This window comes from Pedobacter zeae (assembly GCF_014196715.1).
Classification (GTDB): Bacteria; Bacteroidota; Bacteroidia; order Sphingobacteriales; family Sphingobacteriaceae; genus Pedobacter; species Pedobacter zeae.
In genome coordinates this window covers 94,077-116,723 of record NZ_JACIEF010000004.1, presented here as the reverse complement: position 1 = coordinate 116,723, position 22,647 = coordinate 94,077, and the positions used below count along the sequence as shown (strand labels likewise).

The 22,647-nt window shown below is 42.4% G+C and carries 22 protein-coding genes; 15 read left to right on the top strand and 7 right to left on the bottom strand.

Annotation, left to right across the window (positions count from 1 at the left end; translation table 11 throughout):
• Positions 1-67 precede the first annotated feature (67 nt).
• Positions 68-646: a hypothetical protein gene (locus GGQ60_RS19225; protein ID WP_183767447.1), complete on the bottom strand. Its 579-nt coding sequence runs from the start codon at positions 644-646 to the stop codon at positions 68-70.
• A gap of 579 nt (positions 647-1,225) precedes the next feature.
• Here GGQ60_RS19225 and GGQ60_RS19220 point away from each other — a divergent pair.
• From GGQ60_RS19220 to GGQ60_RS19195, 6 genes are read left to right on the top strand one after another with little or no spacing between them, the layout of a single operon-like run.
• Positions 1,226-2,278 (top strand): L,D-transpeptidase scaffold domain-containing protein, encoded by a 1,053-nt coding sequence (locus GGQ60_RS19220; protein WP_183767445.1) that lies wholly within the window; start codon positions 1,226-1,228, stop codon positions 2,276-2,278.
• Positions 2,256-2,618 carry a L,D-transpeptidase family protein gene (locus GGQ60_RS19215; RefSeq protein ID WP_183767443.1) on the top strand — a complete coding sequence of 121 codons (363 nt, stop codon included), beginning with the start codon at positions 2,256-2,258 and terminating at the stop codon, positions 2,616-2,618. The genes GGQ60_RS19220 and GGQ60_RS19215 overlap by 23 nt, the downstream gene beginning before the upstream one ends.
• 10 nt (positions 2,619-2,628) lie before the next feature.
• Entirely contained in the window at positions 2,629-3,666 is a 1,038-nt protein-coding gene (adhP, locus tag GGQ60_RS19210; protein WP_183767441.1) for an alcohol dehydrogenase AdhP, read from the top strand.
• Positions 3,667-3,676: 10 nt separating this feature from the next.
• Entirely contained in the window at positions 3,677-4,534 is an 858-nt protein-coding gene (locus GGQ60_RS19205; protein ID WP_183767439.1) for a universal stress protein, read from the top strand.
• A gap of 9 nt (positions 4,535-4,543) precedes the next feature.
• On the top strand, positions 4,544-5,161 hold the full coding sequence (locus GGQ60_RS19200; RefSeq protein WP_183767437.1) for an HdeD family acid-resistance protein: 618 nt from the start codon (positions 4,544-4,546) through the stop codon (positions 5,159-5,161).
• Between the two features lie 52 nt (positions 5,162-5,213).
• Complete coding sequence (locus tag GGQ60_RS19195) at positions 5,214-5,645, top strand: Hsp20/alpha crystallin family protein (protein WP_183767435.1); 432 nt, start codon at positions 5,214-5,216, stop codon at positions 5,643-5,645.
• A gap of 118 nt (positions 5,646-5,763) precedes the next feature.
• On the opposite strand, the gene GGQ60_RS19190 is transcribed toward GGQ60_RS19195, so the two are convergent.
• The gene (locus GGQ60_RS19190; RefSeq protein ID WP_183767433.1) at positions 5,764-6,303 is read right to left on the bottom strand and encodes an RNA polymerase sigma factor; all 540 of its coding nucleotides are present in this window, start codon (positions 6,301-6,303) and stop codon (positions 5,764-5,766) included.
• A gap of 149 nt (positions 6,304-6,452) precedes the next feature.
• On the opposite strand from GGQ60_RS19190, the gene GGQ60_RS19185 reads away from it, so the two are divergent.
• Positions 6,453-7,898, top strand: a complete 1,446-nt coding sequence (locus tag GGQ60_RS19185; protein WP_183767431.1) for an MBL fold metallo-hydrolase RNA specificity domain-containing protein — start codon at positions 6,453-6,455, stop codon at positions 7,896-7,898.
• Between the two features lie 110 nt (positions 7,899-8,008).
• Positions 8,009-8,677, top strand: a complete 669-nt coding sequence (locus tag GGQ60_RS19180) for a BON domain-containing protein (protein ID WP_183767429.1) — start codon at positions 8,009-8,011, stop codon at positions 8,675-8,677.
• A 52-nt stretch (positions 8,678-8,729) separates the two neighbouring features.
• On the opposite strand, the gene GGQ60_RS19175 is transcribed toward GGQ60_RS19180, so the two are convergent.
• From GGQ60_RS19175 to GGQ60_RS19155, 5 genes are all read right to left on the bottom strand, one after another.
• The gene (locus tag GGQ60_RS19175; protein WP_183767427.1) at positions 8,730-9,467 is read right to left on the bottom strand and encodes a sulfite exporter TauE/SafE family protein; all 738 of its coding nucleotides are present in this window, start codon (positions 9,465-9,467) and stop codon (positions 8,730-8,732) included.
• 2 nt (positions 9,468-9,469) lie between these two features.
• Positions 9,470-10,249: an LOG family protein gene (locus tag GGQ60_RS19170; RefSeq protein ID WP_183767426.1), complete on the bottom strand. Its 780-nt coding sequence runs from the start codon at positions 10,247-10,249 to the stop codon at positions 9,470-9,472.
• A 155-nt stretch (positions 10,250-10,404) separates the two neighbouring features.
• A complete protein-coding gene (locus GGQ60_RS19165) occupies positions 10,405-11,265 on the bottom strand; it encodes a universal stress protein (protein WP_183767424.1) in 861 nt (286 codons plus the stop codon).
• 12 nt (positions 11,266-11,277) lie between these two features.
• Positions 11,278-12,150, bottom strand: a complete 873-nt coding sequence (locus GGQ60_RS19160) for a universal stress protein (RefSeq protein WP_183767422.1) — start codon at positions 12,148-12,150, stop codon at positions 11,278-11,280.
• 6 nt (positions 12,151-12,156) lie between these two features.
• Positions 12,157-13,653, bottom strand: coding sequence for a L,D-transpeptidase family protein (locus GGQ60_RS19155; protein ID WP_183767420.1), 1,497 nt, complete (start codon positions 13,651-13,653; stop codon positions 12,157-12,159).
• A 223-nt stretch (positions 13,654-13,876) separates the two neighbouring features.
• Here GGQ60_RS19155 and GGQ60_RS19150 point away from each other — a divergent pair, with 223 nt between their 5' ends.
• From GGQ60_RS19150 to ccoS, 7 genes are all read left to right on the top strand, one after another.
• A complete protein-coding gene (locus GGQ60_RS19150; RefSeq protein ID WP_183767418.1) occupies positions 13,877-15,658 on the top strand; it encodes a hypothetical protein in 1,782 nt (593 codons plus the stop codon).
• A gap of 35 nt (positions 15,659-15,693) precedes the next feature.
• Entirely contained in the window at positions 15,694-16,881 is a 1,188-nt protein-coding gene (locus tag GGQ60_RS19145; RefSeq protein ID WP_183768427.1) for a PAS domain-containing sensor histidine kinase, read from the top strand.
• Positions 16,882-16,886: 5 nt separating this feature from the next.
• Positions 16,887-17,915, top strand: coding sequence for a response regulator (locus GGQ60_RS19140; protein WP_183767415.1), 1,029 nt, complete (start codon positions 16,887-16,889; stop codon positions 17,913-17,915).
• A 396-nt stretch (positions 17,916-18,311) separates the two neighbouring features.
• Entirely contained in the window at positions 18,312-18,737 is a 426-nt protein-coding gene (locus tag GGQ60_RS19135) for a Rossmann-fold NAD(P)-binding domain-containing protein (protein ID WP_183767413.1), read from the top strand.
• A gap of 1 nt (position 18,738) precedes the next feature.
• On the top strand, positions 18,739-20,079 hold the full coding sequence (gene hemN / locus GGQ60_RS19130; RefSeq protein WP_183767411.1) for an oxygen-independent coproporphyrinogen III oxidase: 1,341 nt from the start codon (positions 18,739-18,741) through the stop codon (positions 20,077-20,079).
• A gap of 2 nt (positions 20,080-20,081) precedes the next feature.
• Complete coding sequence (locus tag GGQ60_RS19125; RefSeq protein ID WP_183767409.1) at positions 20,082-22,463, top strand: heavy metal translocating P-type ATPase; 2,382 nt, start codon at positions 20,082-20,084, stop codon at positions 22,461-22,463.
• Entirely contained in the window at positions 22,460-22,624 is a 165-nt protein-coding gene (ccoS, locus tag GGQ60_RS19120) for a cbb3-type cytochrome oxidase assembly protein CcoS (protein WP_183767407.1), read from the top strand. The genes GGQ60_RS19125 and ccoS overlap by 4 nt, the downstream gene beginning before the upstream one ends.
• The last annotated feature ends 23 nt before the right edge of the window (positions 22,625-22,647 follow it).

The following is a 22,647-nucleotide window of genomic DNA, read 5'->3' as shown; positions in this document are numbered from 1 at the left end:
AAAATACAGATCAAACTATTTCCGAGTTAAATGCAGCCCATAACAGGCTGCATTTAATCCGTTGGTATTATTGCATATCACTTTTAACTTTGTTTGCTGTTCTCTGTCCAGGGAGATAAATCTGAAAGCCGAAAGAAAGGTTCAGGTTATTTTGAGTAGTTGCACTTCCAAAACCCACCAGTCCATTATATTTCAGCAGGGTTTCAAGTCCGATATTTGGGGTAATAAAATAGGCGAAGCCCGGACCAATGCTAAGATTTAGCCCATTGGTATTACCACCACCATTGCTTACATTCACTCCTCCTATACCCGCCGTAGCTTCAGCAAAAAAACGGCCGTGCTTTAAAACCTCCACATCTTTCCCGGTATAGTACCTGCCAAGGGCTCCAACTCCATAACTTGTTGTGGTGCTTGAGTTCTTTGCAGTTTCCAATCCAAAGTTAACATAACCACCAACTGCGAGGTTATCCTGTATAAACCAGCCTGCTTTTGGGGTTATATCCACACTGAATACTTTCGGGTTATCCAAACCCAAATTAATATTAGTCAGATTTCCACCCACCATGATATTACCTTTTTGAATTTGTGCGTTAACTGTACCACCGATTGCAACGGATAAAATAAGACTTGCTAAAATTTTTTTCATGATAGATTTTACTTGTTATATAATTAAAAAATTGGTTACGATATTAATATGGACAGTAGAGGCTTAATTTGTAGATAAGCCCGTTTGAGGTGAAGATTTTGTTTGCTATCATATTTTGAATAACACAATATGTAACATTTTGTTTACGAAATAGCAGAATATTTTTTGTCTTTACCCTATTCTTATGATGTCAAATTTTTCGACAATAGTAAATGCTGATCGGGATGATCCCATTATTTACAGGTTGAATATGCAATCCATTTAATACGATAAATTAAAACCTAATCGCATTTATTTCCTCAATTTTACTTTTTACTCCTTATCGCTATAATAAAGTTAAAAATCAATCAGACCTTCTTTTACTATTACGTCCAATTTAAAGTTCCCGAAAGCTAGGGTAAGGAAGCCGGACTATGCCCTATAATCTATTATTTCAATGCCCAGGACGAAACCCCTTTGTAACCCCGACGGAGACTGTAACACCAAAGCTTTTATGTAATCAATCACAGTTAAAGCTGACCGGCATCACAATTTAAGCCATTCATAACCAATAAGTTTGATATAGCAAATAATTGGATCATGAAAATAATTGTCAATTTAGCCACCCTGCTTTTTACACTTACGATTCTCCGTTGTAATGATAAGGCAGTAAGCAGGGAAATTGAAACTCAGCTTGAGTGTTTAACAGAACTAAATTATCCAATGTCTGTCAAACGTTTCTATAAGAACAATGATTTCCAATCCATTTGGGTACAATCAGTTGAAAAGCCAACTAAAACCTGGTCTTCCATGTTACTTCTTGACTGTGTACTTCAGTATGGATTATCGCATGAAGACTATCATCCGGAAAAGCTATTATACCCTAAGTTAAGGGAAATTTTAAAAGACCAGCGAAACGGAACGGCAGAAGAAAGGGCAACATTCGAAATTTATTTAACTGATGCCTTGCTAACGTTGATCAATGATCTGCATTTTGGGAAAGCCAATCCTCTACTGCCACGAAGAGTAATTGACGAAGGAAACATCTCTGGCTTTAGTGCTGAAGCGGTACTTAAAAATGCGCTGGGAGCAAAAGATTTCTTAGTTGCTATTTCAGATGTACAACCCAAATCACAAACTTATACAGACTTGCAGAAATACATGTTCTTAATCAGGGGGCAATATCTGGATGACTGCTACACCGTACCCGAAGAAGAAGTCAGAAAGGTAGCCATTAACATGGAAAGGGCAAAATGGAATACTGTTTCTGCAAGGGCTTATGTGGAGGTGAATATTCCATCCTATAAACTGACCTATCATTTGCCTGATACTTCCCTCACCTTTAAAGTTGCGGTTGGCACACCGGAAAAACCAACTCCGGAACTCATGAGCGCAATATCCTATATCGGTACCGCACCAGACTGGAAAGTTCCCAATAACATATTTATAAACGACATATTGCCTAAAGCATTGAAAGATATCGGCTACCTGGAACAGAAGCATTATACGATTTATGACAACAAAGGATATTTTATAAACGCGACTCCTGCATTGCTCATCAGCATCCAAAAAAATCCGACAGGCTTCGTGGCCAGGCAAATCTTCAGGATGCGAACTTTCACTTGGAACAATGGCTTTCCACTTTCCAAATGAAAATGGCATTTACCTGCATGATGGCCCGCAAAAAGAGATTTTTTTGAAAAACGAACGGGCTTTGACCAATGGATGCGTAAGCGTCGAAAATGCAGGCAGGCTTGCTTCACTAATGTTGAAATATGACGGACAGGAAGGACAGATCAATGAGCTTTTGCAGGCAGCTGATAATTACCAAACCAAGAATTTCATATTGAAAAAACCCCTCCCCCTGCTGATCGGTTACCAGACCTGTGCGATTAAGGATGGTCTGTTGGTAAGGTATTCTGACCCTTACAATAAGGACAAGGAACTTGAAAACAATTTATACAGGCATGATATCATGCTTTCAAAAAAATAATCCTAAAACAATGATCCCAAAAACAATGAAGGCTGCCGTACTCCATGAATTCGGCAAGCCACTCAGTATTGAGCAGGTTAAAGTAAAGATGCCTGCCGAAAACCAGGTCTTGGTCAAAGTGGTTTCAAGTGGTGTTTGCCATACCGATTTACACGCCTGTATGGGCGATTGGCCGGTTAAGCCGAAATTACCGCTTATCCCCGGGCACGAAGCTGTTGGCTATGTTGTAGCCCTTGGCAAAGGTGTTGAACAGATTAAAGAAGGTGATGTGGTTGGTGCCCCCTGGCTTTTTAGTGCCTGTGGATGCTGCGAATATTGTATTACGGGTTGGGAGACACTGTGTGAAAGCCAAAAAAATGGAGGTTATAGTGTTGATGGGGGTTATGCCGAATATGTAGTTGCTGATGCCAGGTACGTTGCCAGGTTTCCGCAGGGAATAGATTTTCTTGAAATGGCGCCAATTACCTGCGCCGGAGTAACGGTTTACAAGGGATTAAAAGAAACCGAAGCTAAGCCTGGCGAGTGGGTGGCCATTTCCGGAATCGGTGGACTTGGCCATCTTGCAGTACAGTATGCAAAAGCAATGGGACTCCATGTTGCCGCTATTGATGTATCGGACGATAAGCTTGCCCTTGCCAAAAAACATGGTGCAGACCTTACCGTGAACGCAATGGATAATGACCCTGGTCTTTTCCTGAAGAAACATACCGGCGGTATGCATGGGGTTTTGGTAACGGCTGTTTCACCCATCGCATTCAACCAGGCATTAACCGCATTAAGGAGAAAAGGAACAGTTTCCCTAAATGGTCTTCCGTCTGGCAGCTTTAATCTTTCAATTTTCGAAACCGTGTTAAACAGGTTTACGATAAGAGGTTCTATTGTAGGTACAAGGAAAGATATGCAGGAAGCCATCGGATTTGCGGTTGAAGGAAAAGTGAAGGCTACCGTACATGCTGCCCAACTGGAAGATATTAACCAGGTGTTTGATCAAATGCGAAAGGGAGAAATTGAGGGAAGAATAGTACTCAAGATTTCCAATCCATTATAGTAACCAAGTCATGAAAACCATATTAGTAGCAACAGACTTCTCGGTACCCGCAGAAAATGCGGCACATTTTGCTATTGGGATTGCAAAAGAAATCAGCGCTAATGTGCTGCTTTGTAACACCTATAAAGTTCCCGATGACGCGCCCATGGCTGTGCAGGTTGCCTGGCCATTAGTTAGCGAAGAAGAAATCGAACAAGAAAGTGATCATAAGCTTATACAGTTAATCGAAAAACTAAATCATAAAGACTGTGATGGCAATAGTTTTTGTCCGCAAGTTACTTTCAAAAGTGAAAAGGGAGAAGTTTGCCAGGTAATACAGGAATTGGCGCACCAAAAAGATGTTGAGCTGGTGGTAATGGGAATGGCTGGCGCCGGGCAATTAATACAATGGGCACTTGGAAGTAATAGCAAGAGGATGATCGATGTGGCAGAATTTCCGGTGCTCTACGTACCGAGCGTGGCTACGTTTAAAGGAATCAGGAAAATTGCCTTCGCAAGCTCCTTATCGGGTGATGAGCTGGAACCACTAAAATTCCTCTGCAGGCTGGCAGAACCAATGGAAGCCGAGGTAATCATCTACCATATCACAAGCTCTGAGCAAAAGCGAACGGAAGAAATGGAAGGAGCAGACACTGATTTTTATCAAAATGTGATCAGAAAACTAACATATAAAAAATTGAGATATGAGAACATCTGGCATTCAGATATATATAAAGGTTTAAAATGGATAAGAAACAATGACGAAGTTGACATCATCTCTATGGTGCATCACCATCATCATTTGGTCGATAGATTGGTAAACGGAAGTTATGCACATAAACTTTCCAGGTTTACCCGCATTCCGCTGCTCATTTTCCCACATCAATAAATTAAAGCGATGAAACATAGGAGTTTTAACGTAATTGGTTACGATACAAAGTATTGGTGGCTCTTGCTTACCAGCGGGCTGCTATTTATGATGCTTGGCGGATGGATTATTATATCACCTGAAAAAAGTTATTTTTTCTTAAGCCAGTTGCTTGCTATCGGAATGTTGGCTACAGGTTTTTTCGAGGCCATATTTTCACTCTTCCATATCAACAAAATAAGGGATTGGCAATGGATATTTGCCGGAGGCCTCTTAGATGCCCTGCTTGGAACTTATGTCCTTAACTTCCCTATTTTAACCATGATCATAATGCCCGCAGTAATCGGTATCTGGATGCTGATAAGGGGCTTTATGACCATCAGTGCCCCCCTGACCATAAAAGCCCTTGGTATAAGGGATTGGGCATGGCTTTTATTCACCAGCATGCTCCTTATCTTTCCTTCACTGGTCATCCTAATTGATCCGTTTGTTGGATTGGTCAATTTTGTTAAACTTACCGGAGTGGCGTTTATTCTTTCGGGCCTGTTCAGGATATATTTTTCCCAGCGGTTAAGGCGTCTAAAAACAGTACACAGACAGCTCAAGAAAAGAAAAAAACACCTTGATTATGACCATAATTTCGGCTGACCAAGCCTATCATTCGGGCCTGTAATCCACAATAAATTTAATTAATAATCATATGAAAAAACTAACAAAATCGAATGGATTTCCTGCATTGAAATCAATGATGGAGGATTTCTGGCATGTAGATGGCTTTTCTAACAAGCCATTACTTAATGCCGAACTATTGCCTGCTGTGAACATCAAGAATAAGAAGGATAAATACCAAATCGAGGTATCGACTCCCGGTTTTAAAAAGAAAGACTTTGATGTCTCGGTAGAAAATGGGAAACTGCACATCAGTGCTGAAACTTCCAGCAAAGCGGAAGAAAGTGATGAAGAGTTCGCCAGGAAAGAATTTACCACTTCCTCTTTTTCAAGGAGCTTTAATCTGCCTGACGATATTCTGCTAGACGAAGTAAAAGCCAGCTATAAAGATGGTTTGTTGCGCATCAACATTAAAAAATCCGGGGAAACCAAAAAATCCGGAAAGACAATTGATATCGATTAGGCTATGAAAGTTTAAAATGGATTTTCTTATAAATCCCCGCACGATCTGTTCATCGAATAAAATCGGATAGCCGGGATAGAAAAACTTCGATTTGCCATCGAAGTTTTTCTGCTTTTTGTTAGCGGATTATTTTGTATTGATAATAGTCTTTTAATGCACTTTTCAGTTTGGCCCTGGCAACATGAATCCTGGTCTTGATCGTCCCGACCGGCAACTTCATCCAGCCAGCTATCTCACGGTATTTATATCCATTGGCAAACATTTTCAAGGGCATAGATTCTTGCGTTTTCAATCCTTTCAGAGCCAGATCAACATCTTTCATTGCCAAGCTTTCTTCGCCACCATTCTGGTAGGCCCGTGAAGCAGAAAAAGTGAGCTGTTCATCGTCAGCTACCTCCGTAATGTGCCTGTAAAGGTTTATCTTTCGATAATTGTTGATGTAGATATTCCTCATCAGCACATAAAGCCATCCTTTAAAATTAGTTCCGGCTTCGAACCGGTTATAACAAAGCAGAGCCTTGTATACCGTGTCCTGTACAAGATCTTCCGCATCTTGGATATCTTTGGCGAAACCAGAAGCTAACCTTTTAAGCAGGGAAATCTCCTCCACGAGTTTCTCCTTGAAACTTGATGGAATTGGTAACATTACCTCGTTCATGATTATTCTTATTTGCCATAAAATTCGCTTTCTCAGCTGTAGACTGGTTTGATACGGGGCATGAAAAACTATGATGTTAATCATTTAAATGTATGGTTATACTCACTGCTCACTTAAAATGTACCAACCATATTTACAGAAAAAACGAAATGAAACCTATTATACTCGAATCGCTTGGCGCAGCAGGAACAGTAACCGGCTCCAAGCACCTGCTCAAAACTCCTGATCTTACCATCCTTGTGGATTGTGGACTCTTCCAGGGAATAAAATCTCTGCGCGAACAGAATTGGGCTACGCTACCGGTAAATCCTTCTTCAATAGATGTGATTCTGCTGACGCATGCGCATTTGGATCATTGTGGATATATCCCCCTCCTGGTAAAAAAAGGATTTCGCGGAAAGATTTTTATGTCGGCACCTACGGCAGAGCTTACCAAGCTGATCCTGCTTGATAGCGCTAAATTACAGGAAGAAGAAGCAGAGCATGCCAACAGGCAAGGCTATACCAGGCATCACCCTGCCAGGGCATTATACAACATCAACGATGCAAATCTATCGTTCAGGTACTTTGAAATTGTGCAGGAAGACACGTCCATAAAGCTCAGTGACAACTGCAGTGTCATTTTCAAACTGGCCGGACATATTTTGGGTGCGTGTTCGGTAATGGTGAGCTGTTACGGGAAGAATATTTTATTTTCCGGCGATATCGGACGTCTGCACAGTCAGATCCTGCCAGCGCCCGACTACTTTGCCCAGGCTGATTTTGTTGTTATGGAATCTACCTACGGCGACCGTTTGCATGGAGATGCGGATCCATATCAGGAAATCGCAGAACAGATTAACCGCACGCTACACCAGGGAGGCAACGTTGTTATTCCAAGCTTTGCGGTTGGGCGCGCGCAAGAACTGTTGTACATTCTCTATATACTAAAACAGAGGGGAATGATAGCTCATGATATTCCGATCATACTGGATACACCTATGGGCGCAAGTGCCAGCGAAATCTCAATCCGGTTTGCTGATCATTACCTGACGGTGCCCAAAGAAGTTTGGAAAGATATTCTTAAAGGTGTTAAGGTCAACAAGGAATATGCCGGTACTGCTAACATTGTGAACAATAGGCAGAGCAAGATTGTGGTGGCCGCAAGCGGCATGCTTACCGGGGGCCGCGTACTGGAATACCTAAAACATGATCTCGGCAATAAAAAAAATACAATCCTGATCATAGGATTCCAGGCCGAGGGCACGCGCGGGAGGGCACTGCTTAATGGTGTCCATGAACTTAAGATTCATGGCCGGTATTATCCCGTAAAGGCAAAAGCAATAGAAATCAGTGGGCTTTCGGCACATGCTGATCAACAGGAACTGATTAATTGGGTAAAAAAACTCCACAAAATGCCCCAACGCATATTTTTGGTACATGGCGAACCCTGCGCAATAGAAGCCTTACGTGTAAAGCTAAAGGATGAAACCCAATGCGATGTGCACATCCCGGTTCAAAATCGGCCAATTACCCTATATACCTTTGAAGATGACCGATCCAGCCCTACAGAAACCATCATCCCAAATTCCGATAATCCCTTTGCAAAGTATTGAGAATTGATGAACATCCGGTTCTTTCGTGACCATTGGCACCACCTGATCCATGCAGAATGGTGAAATTGGTACTGGTAGGACAATGGGGCCCTATCAATTAATTTATAACAATGAGAACAGATCTTCAAATCCAAAAAGACGTGATGGATGAAATTAAATGGCAGCCTACACTAAACTCTTCTGAAATCGGCGTTGCCGTAAAAGATGGCGTAGTTACCCTATCCGGCCAGGTAGACAGCTATTTCAAAAAAAGTGCAGCCGAAAAGGCGGCTAAGAAGGTAATTGGTGTAAAAGCGATAGCTGAAGACATCCAGGTCGGCGTGTCTCCAAGTTTTAAAAAAACTGATGCGGAAATCGCCACAGCTGCACTGAACGCACTCAAATGGAATTCTGCTGTGCAACATGAACGCATCAAGATCAAAGTAGAGAATGGTGTGGTCAGGTTAGATGGAGAAGCAGAATGGGATTTTCAGCGCACCGAAGCCAAAAAATCGATCGAAAGGCTTCAAGGGGTGATTATGGTACTCAACTTTATAACCCTTAAGCCCCGGGCCATTGCCGCAGACATCCAGCAAAAAATCTCCGCGGCCTTCCAGAGAAGTGCGAGTATAGATAGTAAAATGGTTACTGCCGAAATCATCGGCAGTAAGGTAATCCTTAGAGGTACTGTCCGCTCCTTTGCCGAAAAGAAAGATGCAGAAAGTGCAGCATGGGCAGCTCCCGGCGTTATAAGCGTTGAAAACAAATTGGGTGTAGAAATTCCTCAAATGGCTTTCTAATGATACAGGCAGATCCGAGTCAGGCCGTTCCGGATTATTGGTACGGCCTTGGTTATTTATGGATATTTGTTAAATGTATAAACAATTGCATAATTGATGTCATGATGATTACCAAAAGTACAATTGTTTTGAACAAGGTCTGAGGAATATGCTTCAGGATGGTTTTGCCAACCCATGTTCCTAAAAAACTAACTGCCAAAAGGATGGGCATCATCACAAAAAATTGCTTCTGTACATAACCGTTGGCCGAATATACAATTGCCCTGCTTGTATCCACACCAAGATCGATCAAGGCTGAAGTGGCAATGAACACATTTTTTTCAAGTCCGAATGCGGCTAGGGTAAGTCCGCGTATCGCACCTCCTGTCCCCAAAAGCCCGGCTAAAAATCCTGAAGACAGTCCGCCCACCACCAGGCTCCTATCTGTGTCAGGTAGTTGTTTATTTAAATGAAAGAGAAGGTAAAGTGCTGTAAGGAAGATCCCGATACTCATAATGATCTCCAATTCCTTCTGGGGCAAGAAATCTGTAATAAGGGCTCCAACAATGACCGCGATTACAGCCGGTATACCCATTTTTAGTGCTATCCGCTTATTGATTCCATTTTTGAAGAGGTATATTTTGGAAAGATTACTGAAGATATGGAAGATGGCAGTAATACCCAGTACCAGCTTAAAATCAAAAAACAGGGATGCGATGGGAATAAAAAGGATTGAAGATCCAAATCCACTCAAGGTACCAATAACCTCAGCTACCAATGCCAACAGGTAAAAAAGCCAGTATTTTTCCATACCTATTCTCCCAAAATACGTATTTTCCTAAATGTTTGCCTCCGTTTCTCAGCATGTTTTGCCAAAGCTACTTTCCGGATGTGTTCCAATGTTTCCTCCACCGAATCAGTGAACAGAATAAGCTTGAGGTCTTCGCCTCCAATCATTTCAGCCGTTAGCATCGAGTTAAATAAGGGCTGAAGTGGGCTCCAAAACTCCTTTCCGAAGAGAATGATAGGGAAATCGATAATTTTTTTGGTCTGGATCAGGGTAAGCGCCTCAAAGAACTCGTCAAGTGTGCCAATACCACCCGGCATAATAATAAACGCATCTGAATATTTGAACATCAGTACCTTTCTTACAAAAAAATATTTACAGATGAACCATTTATCGAGGTAGGGATTGGGTTGCTGCTCTTTGGGCAATCTGATGTTACAACCTACTGATTGCCCTAAATTTTCCTTTGCCCCCCGGTTAGCAGCCTCCATAATACCTGGGCCGCCTCCGGTTATGGTGGTAAAACCCTGGCGTGCCAAACCAGCGCCAATTTTTTTGGCACTTTCGTAGTATAAAGAACCTTCGGCAACACGGGCTGATCCGAAAACGGCTACGCATGGACCAAGAAAGTGAAGCACCCTAAAGCCCGAAATGAACTCTATCCATATCTTTATAGTAAACATGAATTCCTTAATGCGCGACCTCGGCCCTTCAAGGAATATCTTTTCACTATCTTTTTGCTTTGCCGGAATTCTTGTTTCCGGCGAAATTGCCTGCGCAGGGCCTGTAGCCTCTATCTTATCCATGTTTAGGGGTTAATTGTAATGTTGCCGATCTATCCTGAAGGGCATCTGGAAGCGCTTCAGGCTTACGTTTTCCTGTGTAAATCCTTTTAACCAGTGCGCAGGCCCGTCTTAGTTCCTGAGAAAAATGTGTTTTCAAGCTTACCATGATACGTTGGCTAAAGATTGGCTGGAAAAATAAGCATCGGCAACCTCTGGTTTTTGATCAATTTTGACGCATGGTTTTCATGGAAAAATTTCCATCCAAGTGAATGTGGGTGGTATACGATTGCGATCATATCAATATCTGTGGCAGCAATGAACCGGTTAAGGGATTTCACTAAGTTTGCTCCTTCCAATTCATTCAGGCAAATGCCTCCGCCCCCAATTTTGGAAAGGTCATGACCAAATTGACGTACCCTGTCTTCTTCGTTGAAATCGGCAACAAAAACAGGTTTTGAAACATGGCATACATGGAGGTGAAAATTATGGCTCCTTGAGCAACTGTACAGCTTATTAATTATTTCAAGATCACCCCTGCCTATATTTGAGGCAAACATAAGATTATTAACTGTCAAATGCCTGAATGTTTTCGGGACGATTAATAACGGGCAATTAAGTCCCTCCAATAATTGATGAACATCCATCCCGGAAAAAATAAATGGAAACCTGCTTTCATGTACCCCGGCCACAACCAGCTTAACCTCCTTACTCTTCGTTAACCTGGTGATCACCTCATGCACAGATTCGAGCGTAGAAATAGTTTCAACAACAGTCCTCCGCCCCCCTGTTGGCCTAGAATCAATAACCCTGCGGATCCGTTTAGCTTCTTTTTTGAGCCCGTTTTCACTTGCAAGCGCTATTAGAGATACATCAAACGATGTCCTGCCCTCCCCTTCTGCCGCAAGTATGGCAAAGGGGATGAGATAGGAATTTACCAGTTGTACATCCAAATGTAGGCGAATAGCTATTTCCAATGCAATATTTGCTGCATTGCTGGCTGTTTTTGAAAAGTCGGTAAGTATGATCAGTTTTTTCATTTGATTATTTATTTACCATCCTACAGGTGTCTTATCCTCACGCATCACTAACAAAGGCAGGTGGATAGATTTTGCCAGTTTCTGTGTATGGCTCCCATCCAATATTCTCGAGAAAATACTGGGATGGCGATGAATCATGGAAAGGATATCAACCTGGCCATTTTCAGTCAGCCATTTTAGTCCCTTGTTAATATCGGTCTCGCTGATGTGCCGGTAGTAGATCTTATTGTAATTGATATTGCAGGTAACCCTGTTAAGAAATTGATTTGATGGGGTTCTGGGATCATGAAAATCAGAAAGCTGGTCATCAACATGCACCAATAAGATCTCAGGATTATAAAGAGAGAAGAGTCTTGCCAGATCATGGATCGAATTCAGGTCGTTTTCAGAAAGGTCTGTGGCAAAAGCGATTTTCTCTATTGGCCGGTACCTGGCCTTAGCAGGAACCAACAGGATCGGTACGGTTGTTTTTTCGATCATTGCCCGGCTTGTACTGCCAAGGAAAAAACGATTGATTCTTCCCTTATCTTCCATCCCCATTACAACGAGATCGGGTTTTTGATCTAAAATGGCCTGTCCAATCACCAGGTTTGTACTGCCTATCGCCGTACTGAAACCGATATTACGCAGATAGGGATACTGGAACGACAGATTTCTCCTGATATTTGCAACGTATTTTTCCATATCATTATCTGCTTCCGCTTTGAGGTCGGTAAAATCTTCAGAAGGCCAAACCATAAAACCTGGCATAGCAACAAATTCGGGGGTTTCTATCCCGTGGAAGAGATGGATATCTGCATGTATCTTTTTTGCCATCTCCAGTGCATATACTACCGCATTATCCGAATGCGATGAGTAATCTATTGGTACAAGAATTTTTTTCATAGCTGTCTAGTTAGTTGATGCCTTTGTGATTTGGTTTTGTTGCCCATACATTTTATCTTCCAAAACCTTATCCTGTAAATAGATATCGGCGTGTTTGACCAAAAGTTCGTCTTCAACAGTGATGGTGAGGTAGGTTATAATAATGGGAAGAGGCGTTTTAAGTATAAATTTTTGCTTGCTATAACTGTGTAAAGCTTTTTTTAACAAGGGTATCCGATCACCCTGCTGGTCGTTCTCAATTAATGATATAGCCAGTTGTTCGGCATCCGAAACCCTGATACACCCGTGACTGAAAGCCCTTTTCTTACGTTTAAAATATTGCTGTTCTGGGCTATCATGTAAATATATATCATATCTATTCCTGAACCTGAAAACTACTTTTCCTAAGGCATTGTCACAGCCAGAAGTTTGCCTGGCATGGTACTTCAGCGGGTTTTGCCTCATCAGCAACAGGCTTTGGTTGGTTATCGGAACAAAATTTTCCTGCAGATCATAAACCGCCATATGGTTGTTTTCAAAATAAGCAAGATCCTTTTGTGCCCTGGGCAGTAATTCTTTTATGAAAATATTCTGCGGAACCATCCAATCAGCACCAGTCTCTAAAAATCCGATCATACTTTCCAGTGTAGGCGTTGGAGCTGAGGGCTTACCAACAACCACTTTATATTCGGATGTTTTAAATGGGGTATAATAAGTTAGCCGAAAGGATGGAATGTTAATGTGCAGGTAACTGTTAGCTTCAAGAGTCAGCCAGCGCAGGCGTTCCATGTTTATAGCAATCAATCTGATGTCCTCTTCGGGTGTTTCATAAGAATCGCAGGTATATTGTCCGGCAATAAGTTTCATATAGCCCTGTAGCTGTACGTATTGGTCGATTTTAGGCTGTACGGTTAATACCGCCTGCATAAGATCGCCACTAGCTGTAGCTGAATGAAGAAAAATTTCGGTACATAGCTCATCTTTTAGCCCATTATCTATAGCTCTCCTGCTTAACCTTGGATTATATGCACCAAAATGAAGGTTGTTGATGATGCTAACCATCGCATCGGTAAGCATAAGTTCGAATTCGATCTTTTGCCCGGCTGATAACCGCATTTCAGCGCTGAACACACTATGCATTTTCTCATAGGTTAATATTTCAGGATGGTAATCGCGTGGCTGCAGGCCATATTGCTTAACGCAATCCAGTAAGAGCATCGCCATTACAGTTGGTCCCGAATTTTCTTCACTCCGTAGCCAGTTTGTTTGCAGGTTTCCATAATCGTAAAAACGCTTTACGGTTTTAGGGAAATTCAAGCGTTTTTGCATTTCCGGGTCGCTAAGTTGTTTGCCAAGTTCGGTTCTCAAAGAATCTTTACTTTGTGCATATAACTGCCCCGCAGCATTAGCGCTAACGTCAAAAAGAAAAGCCAGTTGCAATAGAATAATTGTAAACCCGATAACAAGTATGGTTTTATTAAAATAGCTTTCTGGTATCGATTGTGCCCGGTTATGAGGTTTCATGTTATTCGGTTTTAACAATGTAAAGCTCGCATTGCATCGCCGCGGAAATACTGATGCCGGTCAGATCTAAAAATGATATCCCGCAAACCAAAAACCCTCCATAACCACCTTATTTTAAATCATTTAATAAAAAATGTGATCAGGATCATTTTTTTAGGTGACGCTGGCGTTGATCATGATGTTGGCATCGGGATATTTTTGGACAATACAATTATTCTAATGCATGGCACATAAATTTCACATCCCCGTTCTTGGTCTTGGTTTTTCAATAGATACCCCCTTAAAGGTTGCCAAATATGGCATCTCATCGGTAGTTTCCATAGTAGATGATGAACTGATTGAACGCATGAGGGCATATCACACCCAAAAACGTAATATGAGCTATGTACCTATTCCTAAAAACAGCCACGACAGCAGAGCCAGAAGAATTAACTGTTACCTTAATTTTTTAGACTTAATTATAAAGGATGACTTTGAGAAATTAAAACAGCTTCCCTTTGAAGCGGGCAATGATCTCTGCAGGTACTTCGAGTTGCTACCAGATGATTCACAACTAAAGCAGGGATATGAGCTCATGCTGGAGTATCCGGATGGGGAGAGAAAAAAAATTTTCCAAAGTATCTTGCGAAAGCGGATGGAACTTGGAAAAATCGACGTCAATATCATGGCTAAAGTCGACAGGATCAAAAACGAAAACAGGAACGGTGTTACCGTTGATGAGGATAGTGATGCATTGGCTGCATTAAGGGGCTTTGCCAGAAGCAGGTTAACCTCGTCAGTTGTGCTTTCTGCCGGAATGAATCCAAGGCTATACAGTTACCTGGAACATTTCGAAGATTTTTTCCCTGATGAGAATAACATCGTGAAGAAAAGGATTATCCTCAAGGTGAGCGATTTCAGGTCGGCATTTATCCAGGCAAAGTTTTTGGCAAAAAAAGGGTTATGGGTAGCCGAGTTCAGAATAGAGAGCGGTCTAAACTGCGGGGGGCATGCCTTTGCTACTGACGGACACCTGATGGGCCCTATCCTTGAAGAGTTTAAGCAGATGAAAGTCTGCATGATGGAAGAGCTGTTTGGATTGTACACCAAAGGACTTCAAAAAAAGGGCATCAGCAGCGTTCCAGTGATGGAGCAGCGTATCAGTGTTCAGGGGGGAATAGGCACAGCAGCAGAAAACGAGTTCCTGCTGGAGCATTACCAGTTAGATTCAACTGGATGGGGCAGCCCGTTTTTACTGGTACCGGAAGTGACCAACGTAGATGATGATACGCTTGGTCAGCTCGCTAACGCCAACGAAAGTTCATTTTTTCTGAGCAACTCCTCACCTTTGGGAGTATTGTTCAATAATTTCAGGAACAGCAGTATAGAGGCCGAACGTAAAATCCGAATAGAACAAGGACGTCCTGGCAGTCCGTGTACAAAAAAATACCTGTGCGCCAATACAGAGTTTACCGAGACTCCGATCTGCACCGCATCCAGGGCATATCAAAAGTTAAAAATAGAACACCTAAAAAAGGAAAAACTTCCGGTTGCTGAATTCGAGAAGCAGTTGCTCAAGGTAACCGAAAAGATTTGTCTCTGCGAGGGGCTGTGTAGTTCGGCCTATCAAAAAGTTGGCATTCTTAAACCAAAGGAAAGCAAAGCGGTAGCCATCTGCCCCGGACCAAACCTCGCTTACTTTTCGGGCATCTATTCCATGGAGGAGATGATCGGTCACATTTATGGCAGGACCAATCTGCTGGAAAAAGTTAAGCGACCGAACTTTTTTATCAAAGAGCTTGAGTTGTATGTAAATTACCTGGCAGCAGAAATCAACCTGCTAGTGGAAGGATTTACAGAAAAGAAAAAGAACCAGCTCATCAGGTTCAGGGAAGAGCTTTTCCGCGGAATCGATTATTACAAATTTCTCTTCAGGGAATTTGCCGGGAATGGACAGCGTTTTGAGGGCATGTTGTACCAACCGTTATTAAGCGCCGAATCGAGGTTAAGGCAATTATCCATCTGATATTTTTAAACTATATTTGGATGGGATACTCAACAATGGAAAGAGAAAAATTACTGGCTGCCATTATCGAAAATGCAATCGACGGCATCATTACAATTGATGACCGCGGCCTGATCGAAAATATCAACCCTGCAGCACTTGAACTGTTCGGTTACCCGAGCAGAGACGTACTTCTGGGCAAGAATGTTTCCGTACTCATGCCAGAACCCGACAGGTCAAATCATGATGGCTATCTGGCAAATTATGAGCGTACCGGCAGGCAAAAGATTATTGGAATTGGGCGGGAAGTGAACGGACAACGTAAGGATGGCAGTATTTTTCCGTTCAGGTTGGGCGTAAGCGAGATCAGGTTCAGCGACCGGAGAATATATACCGGATTTATCCACGACCTGAGCAGGCAAAAAGAAGATGAGATCAAGATCAGGAGTTATACCGAAGAACTGGAGGAGAAGATCAAAGACCGTACGCGGGAGTTGCTCAAATCAATAAATGAGCTCGAATCAGCTAAAGAGCACATGAGCGCGCTGTTTCAAAAAGAAAGGGAACTGAACCAATTAAAGACCAGGTTCGTTTCAATGGCTTCCCACGAGTTTAGGACGCCCTTAAGTGCTATTCAGCTTTCGGCATCGCTGATCAATAAATATGTCGAAAAACACGATATCGAAAGCGTGGAAAAACATACATCAAAGATCAAGAATTCTATCAATAACCTAACGACTATACTCAACGATTTCCTTTCGCTCGAAAAATTGGAAGCAGGCAAAGTTATGGCTACACCACAATGGTTTGATATTTTCACATTTGCCGAAGAGATCGCCGAAGAAATGCAGCTGATGACCAAACAGAAGCAGACCATTGTATATGAGCACCAGGGCACTACCGGAAAGGTATTTCTGGACCAGAACCTATTGAAAAATTGCATCATCAACCTGATTTCAAATGCAATAAAATACTCGGGGGAAGATACCATGATCCAATTTAAAAGTATAGTCAGTGAACATGAACTTATGTTAGAAGTGAAAGATAATGGTATTGGCATCCCTTCTACTGAAATGAAAAGCCTGTTTGAGCCGTTTTTCAGGGCACATAATACTGGCGATATCCCCGGCACAGGGCTAGGGCTTAATATTGTGAAACGTTATGTAGGCCTGATGGACGGCACCTGTACCTGCGATAGCGAGCAAAATGTTGGCACAACTTTCAAACTTAACTTTAAATTTTGAATGGTATGAAGAAAGCTTTGATCATTGAAGACAGCGACGATATCAGGGAAGGTATTGTAGAAATGCTGGCCCTGGCAGGTTATGAAACATACTCTGCAAAGAATGGTAAAATAGGTGTTGAGCTGGCCACCAAGCAGCTCCCGGATATTATCTTATGCGATATTATGATGCCGGAACTGGATGGCTATAGTGTGTTGTACCTGCTTCAGAAAAACGCCCTGACCGCAACTATCCCTTTTATATTTATGACGGCCAAGGCAGAACGAGCAGATATGCGCAAGGGCATGGAAATGGGTGCCGACGATTATCTTACCAAGCCCTTTGATGATGTTGAACTATTCAATGCGATAGAAAGCAGGCTAAAAAAACGTTCGAAACCAACAGGTTTCAAAACTAAAGGTGGAGATAGCGTATCGCTTCTCGAATCAATGAGGGCCAAAGGAAAAACCAGGTCGTTTGCAGGCAAACAGATTATTTATGTTGAAACGGATGAACCCGCACACCTCTACTTCGTTAAAAAAGGCCAGGTAAAAACCTATAAAAGGGCGAAAGATGGGCGTGAACTTTCCTCAACCCTATATAAGGAAGGGGATTTTTTTGGCTATGAGAGTCTGTGCCGGGCGGCAGCATATTCAGATAATGCGGCCACACTCTGCGACAGTGAGCTGATTTTGATCGCAAAATCAGATTTCATGGATGATCTCCTCAACCACCAGGAGATAGCCAATACATTTTTAGGAATGCTATCAGGAAGCGTCCAGGAAAAAGAAGAACAGATGCTCAGGCTGGCATATTTCTCTGTCCGTAAACGTGTAGCAGATGCACTGGTGAAGGTGGCAGGCAAATTTGGCGAACCTGATTCGGATAGCTGTACATTAAGGATTTCACGCGATGACCTGGCCGCCCTGGTAGGTACAGCCAGCGAAACCGTTAGCCGTATGCTGGCCGACTTTAAAGACGAAAAACTGATCGAAAAGAATGGGAATGCCATCCAAATCCTTTCGATAGAAAAGCTTAAAAATGTAAAGCAATAATTTTTAAGCGCTATATATGACCGGTGAGTATAGCCCCAAGCATATTTTCTTTCGCCTGTCTACCTGCATAATCACTTTTAGGCCTTCTGCAACATCATCATGATGCAGTTACCGTGAGCGACATGGGTTCCCGTAATATATATCATTCGGCATGTAAATCAAGTACATGTAAACGCCATTAACTTTTGTATCACCAGGAGAACTGTGATGTCTTTTTTAATCAGGTCTAAAGTTTGAAATTTTCAATCCACATTAACCTGATTACCAACATTTTTCAAGAGGATTATACCAAGCCCACCTGAAAACCTAACTTCTGATCAATATCATTTTTTCGCCTAATCAAGATCACGATGGAGTGCATGGCATGCTATAGTTTTGCCTGAAGAAAAATTATATATGAAAGCTATTGTCTATAACATCGATACCAGGGAGAAAGAATGCCTGATCCTGGCCAATTATAAAAAACACGACATTACCGTAATTGCAAACCAGCTGACACCAGATACGCTGAATTTTATAGCCGGTAAAGAAGCCCTGATCGTTTTCAACGGAGACCCTGTAGATGCCAGGATCATCGAAGGGCTAAAATCCCTTGGGGTAAAATATATTGCCACCTCCACGTTTAGTTACGATAATATCGATTTGAATGCTGCAAAATCTGCAGGAATAAAAATAGCCAACATTCCATTCAAAGATGGCGGTACCTTAGAAAATATGCACCAGGTGATTTCCAATCTCGACAATTGGGCAGCGGGAAAATGCGTGGGCAATGCCTGTTGTTGCCAAAAGGATTGTACCATCAAAATAAAAGAATCAAAATGATATGGACACACCAGCCTTGCTTAAAAAATACAATATAGCTGCGCCACGTTATACCAGCTATCCAACGGTTCCTTATTGGGAAACTGAGTCTTTTAACGTAGATAAATGGAGACTTTCTTTGACGGATGCGTACAATAAATACCGAAATCAGGGGGTAAGCCTTTATATCCACCTTCCGTTTTGCGAAAGCCTTTGTACCTACTGCGGCTGTAATACCCGCATTACAAAAAACCATGGGGTTGAGCGCCCCTACATTGAAGCCCTTTTGAAAGAATGGCGTATGTACTGCGATCTGCTCGGGGAAACGCCAAAAATAAAAGAATTACATCTGGGTGGAGGTACACCAACTTTTTTTAGCCCGGAAAATCTGCACAGGCTAATGAATTCAATTTCTGCAGCATTAGGCAATGAGGTCAGCTGTTCGTTTGAGGCGCACCCAGACAATACAACGTTCGAACACCTGGCAGTTCTCTACCGTTTGGGCTTTAAACGGATGAGCCTGGGCATACAGGATTTTGATCCGAAAGTACAAATGATGATCAACCGTTTCCAAACTCCCGAACAGGTATTCAGGATCATGACCGAGGCCAGGGAGATCGGTTACAACTCCATCAACTTCGATCTTATTTACGGGCTTCCGGGACAAACTCCTGGTGGCTTAACCCAAACATTGAATGAAGTACTCATCATGCGGCCCGAACGCATTGCGTTTTACGGCTATGCTCACGTTCCCTGGACGAAGCCAGGGCAACGGCATTATGCTGAAAAAGACATTCCGCAGGGAGAGGAAAAGTTTTCACTTTACCAACAAGGCAGGGAAATATTGCTAAATGCCGGCTACCAGGAAATTGGCATGGACCACTTTGCTTTAAAGAAAGACAGCCTTTTCAAAGCGAGTGAAAGTTACCGGCTCCACCGTAATTTTATGGGCTATACAGACAAAAGAACCGAAGTACTGATTGGCTTAGGCGTTTCAGCAATCAGCGACTGTAAAACAGCCTTTGCCCAGAACAGCAAAACGGTAGAAGAATACCTTGAAAAAGTGAATAACGGGGAACTCCCAACCTTTAGGGGGCATATTTCGAGTGACAGAGACCTGTATGTACGCGAACATATCCTAAACCTGATGTGCAAAGGCGTTACACGCTTTACCTCTGCTATACCGGGGTTAATTTATAAACGATTAGCCGCTATGCTTGAAGATCATTTGGTTGAAATTGATGGTTTACAATTGCAGATTACCAAAGATGGCAAGGCCTTTATACGGAATGTGTGTATGGCTTTTGATGAACGTTTATGGCAAAAAGAGCCCAGCACAACTTTATTCAGCCAATCGGTATAACAATGAGCACGCAAAAAATTCTGGATATCAGCCTTTGCTACCATTGTGGCGAAGAGATCGTGGGAACAGACCGCATTTTAGATGGCAAACATTTCTGCTGTGCAGGATGTCTTGGGGTATACCAGATCTTATCATCGAACAACCTGTGTGCATACTACTCGTACAACCCTGCACCCGGTAAAAGAGCCGCATCAAATGCTCATTTCGAATACCTTGATGAACCCTCTATAATCAAGCAACTGATCGATTATCAGGATCATAAAAGTACGATTGTGACATTTTACATCCCGGCTATACACTGCAGTTCCTGTATCTGGCTTTTGGAACACCTGTACAAGATTAACCCGGCCATCTATAACTCCAGGATTGATTTCCTGAAGAAACAGGTTACCATCAGTTACCAGCATAAAGAAATGAGCTTAAGGCACCTTGTTGAGACATTAGTGGAGATTGGATATGAACCTGCTATCAACTTACAGGATGTTGTTAAAGAAAAAAGCCATTCGGTAAACAAAAGTCTCATCTTAAAAATTGCGGTTGCCGGCTTCTGCATGGGCAATGTAATGCTGTTCAGTTTTCCGGAATATTTTGGTCTTTCCGGTTTGGAAAGCCAGTTTCAGGCCCTCTTCGGCTGGTTAAATCTTACCCTCTCCATTCCGGTAGTTTTTTATTGTGGCCGCGAATATTTTGTATCAGCATGGAATAGCCTGAAACATAAACATGTTAATTTGGATACGCCACTGGCATTGATCATTGCTGTGCTCTTCCTTCGTACCAGTTATGCTGTAGTGTTCAACTCTGGTCCTGGTTTTGCAGATACCTTAACCGGACTGGTATTCCTGCTTCTAATGGGTAAATGGGTTAAACAGCGTACCTACCATCATATCTCTTTCGACCGGGATTACCGTTCCTATTTTCCAATTGCTGTTACCACCCTCATCGGGGGCAGGCAGATACCAAAGGCCATTAATGAGCTATTAGTTGGTGACCGGCTTTGGATACGAAATGGTGAACTGATACCCGCAGACTCGATAGTGATGAAAGGCAATGCATGGCTCGATATGAGTTTTGTTACCGGTGAAACCGAACCACAAGAAAAGGTGCTCGGAGAAATTGCCTATGCAGGCGGCAGGCAGATGGGAGAAGGAATCGAGCTCGAAGTAGTAAAATTACCATCGCAAAGCTACCTTACAGGATTGTGGAATAAGGAACACTATAACCATGATGCCAAACACCATTTTAACGACAGGGTGGCCAAATATTTTACCATTGCTGTATTTGTAATTGCTTTTTCGGCAATGGGTTATTGGCTCAGCTACGGTAACAGTAACAAGGCATGGGCCGCATTTACAGCCGTAATCATCGTGGCCTGCCCCTGTGTGCTTACACTCAGTACTCCCTTCACTTTATCGGCCATTTTATCCATATTCGATAAAAAAGGTTTTTATGTAAAAAACACAGATGCAGTAGAAGACATGGCCTCGTGCAATTCTATTGTTTTTGACAAAACAGGAACATTGACGACAACTGAGCAGGCAAAGCTCACGTTCACCGGCACGCTGGGTGATGAAGATCATAAACTTGTGGCCTCACTTTTAACAAATTCTCCCCACCCGCTGAGCAGGCAGATACTTAAAAGCCTGGAGTATGGCAGCTTCTATCCGGTTTCAAAATATAAAGAGATACCAGGTAAAGGCATCAGCGGTCAGGTGTGCAACCGGATGGTGTATGCCGGCAACAAGTCTATCCTTCCTTTTGATCTCAAAGGCAATCAACAAAGCGGTGTACATATTGTAATTGATACTGCCTATAAGGGGACTTTTATAATCGAACAGCAATGGCGTAAAGGATTGAAGGAGCTGGTTTCGACACTTCAGTATAATTTTCTATTAACTGTGCTATCAGGGGATACAGCAAATGATCAGGAAGCGCTAAAAAGAATCTTTCCGGAAAAAGCCGATATTAACTTTGAACAAAGTCCGCATGGTAAACTTAAAGCCATTTTGACGAAACAGAAAAATGGTGAAAAAGTGATGATGATCGGCGATGGCCTCAACGATGCAGGTGCATTAAAACAGAGTGATTTTGGAATTGCGATCACAGATAACATCAATAATTTCACACCCGGTTGCGATGCGATATTGAAAGGAGATTCGCTTACCTGCCTGCCCAATTTCCAGCAGTTGAGTAAAGATGGGTTAAAAATCATTAGCATTAGCTTTGGCATTGCCATTGCCTACAACTGTATCGGTTTATATTATGCTGTTCAGGGAACCCTTTATCCGCTTGTTGCGGCCGTACTGATGCCGGTCAGTACAATCACTATTATCAGCTTTACTTCGATAGCCACCAGATTTTTTGCCCGTAAAAATAACCTGCTATGAACATCCTTTATTTTTTAGTAGGCTGCAGCGTAGTAATGGCACTCATTTTTTTAGCTGCATTTGTGTGGTCGCTTAGAAACGGGCAGCATGATGACGTTGTGACACCCGGTATGAGGGTTCTTTTCGACGATGAAGTTGATGCAGAGGGAACAGTTGAATAGTGATAAGGATCACTTTTTGGGCT

Coding starts and splice junctions, on each gene's coding strand:
- GGQ60_RS19225 (WP_183767447.1), bottom strand. CDS start 646: ATGAAAAAAATTTTAGCAAGTCTTATTTTATCCGTTGCAATCGGTGGT.
- GGQ60_RS19220 (WP_183767445.1), top strand. CDS start 1,226: ATGAAAATAATTGTCAATTTAGCCACCCTGCTTTTTACACTTACGATT.
- GGQ60_RS19215 (WP_183767443.1), top strand. CDS start 2,256: ATGGCTTTCCACTTTCCAAATGAAAATGGCATTTACCTGCATGATGGC.
- adhP (WP_183767441.1), top strand. CDS start 2,629: ATGATCCCAAAAACAATGAAGGCTGCCGTACTCCATGAATTCGGCAAG.
- GGQ60_RS19205 (WP_183767439.1), top strand. CDS start 3,677: ATGAAAACCATATTAGTAGCAACAGACTTCTCGGTACCCGCAGAAAAT.
- GGQ60_RS19200 (WP_183767437.1), top strand. CDS start 4,544: ATGAAACATAGGAGTTTTAACGTAATTGGTTACGATACAAAGTATTGG.
- GGQ60_RS19195 (WP_183767435.1), top strand. CDS start 5,214: ATGAAAAAACTAACAAAATCGAATGGATTTCCTGCATTGAAATCAATG.
- GGQ60_RS19190 (WP_183767433.1), bottom strand. CDS start 6,303: ATGAACGAGGTAATGTTACCAATTCCATCAAGTTTCAAGGAGAAACTC.
- GGQ60_RS19185 (WP_183767431.1), top strand. CDS start 6,453: ATGAAACCTATTATACTCGAATCGCTTGGCGCAGCAGGAACAGTAACC.
- GGQ60_RS19180 (WP_183767429.1), top strand. CDS start 8,009: ATGAGAACAGATCTTCAAATCCAAAAAGACGTGATGGATGAAATTAAA.
- GGQ60_RS19175 (WP_183767427.1), bottom strand. CDS start 9,467: ATGGAAAAATACTGGCTTTTTTACCTGTTGGCATTGGTAGCTGAGGTT.
- GGQ60_RS19170 (WP_183767426.1), bottom strand. CDS start 10,249: ATGGATAAGATAGAGGCTACAGGCCCTGCGCAGGCAATTTCGCCGGAA.
- GGQ60_RS19165 (WP_183767424.1), bottom strand. CDS start 11,265: ATGAAAAAACTGATCATACTTACCGACTTTTCAAAAACAGCCAGCAAT.
- GGQ60_RS19160 (WP_183767422.1), bottom strand. CDS start 12,150: ATGAAAAAAATTCTTGTACCAATAGATTACTCATCGCATTCGGATAAT.
- GGQ60_RS19155 (WP_183767420.1), bottom strand. CDS start 13,653: ATGAAACCTCATAACCGGGCACAATCGATACCAGAAAGCTATTTTAAT.
- GGQ60_RS19150 (WP_183767418.1), top strand. CDS start 13,877: ATGGCACATAAATTTCACATCCCCGTTCTTGGTCTTGGTTTTTCAATA.
- GGQ60_RS19145 (WP_183768427.1), top strand. CDS start 15,694: ATGGAAAGAGAAAAATTACTGGCTGCCATTATCGAAAATGCAATCGAC.
- GGQ60_RS19140 (WP_183767415.1), top strand. CDS start 16,887: ATGAAGAAAGCTTTGATCATTGAAGACAGCGACGATATCAGGGAAGGT.
- GGQ60_RS19135 (WP_183767413.1), top strand. CDS start 18,312: ATGAAAGCTATTGTCTATAACATCGATACCAGGGAGAAAGAATGCCTG.
- hemN (WP_183767411.1), top strand. CDS start 18,739: ATGGACACACCAGCCTTGCTTAAAAAATACAATATAGCTGCGCCACGT.
- GGQ60_RS19125 (WP_183767409.1), top strand. CDS start 20,082: ATGAGCACGCAAAAAATTCTGGATATCAGCCTTTGCTACCATTGTGGC.
- ccoS (WP_183767407.1), top strand. CDS start 22,460: ATGAACATCCTTTATTTTTTAGTAGGCTGCAGCGTAGTAATGGCACTC.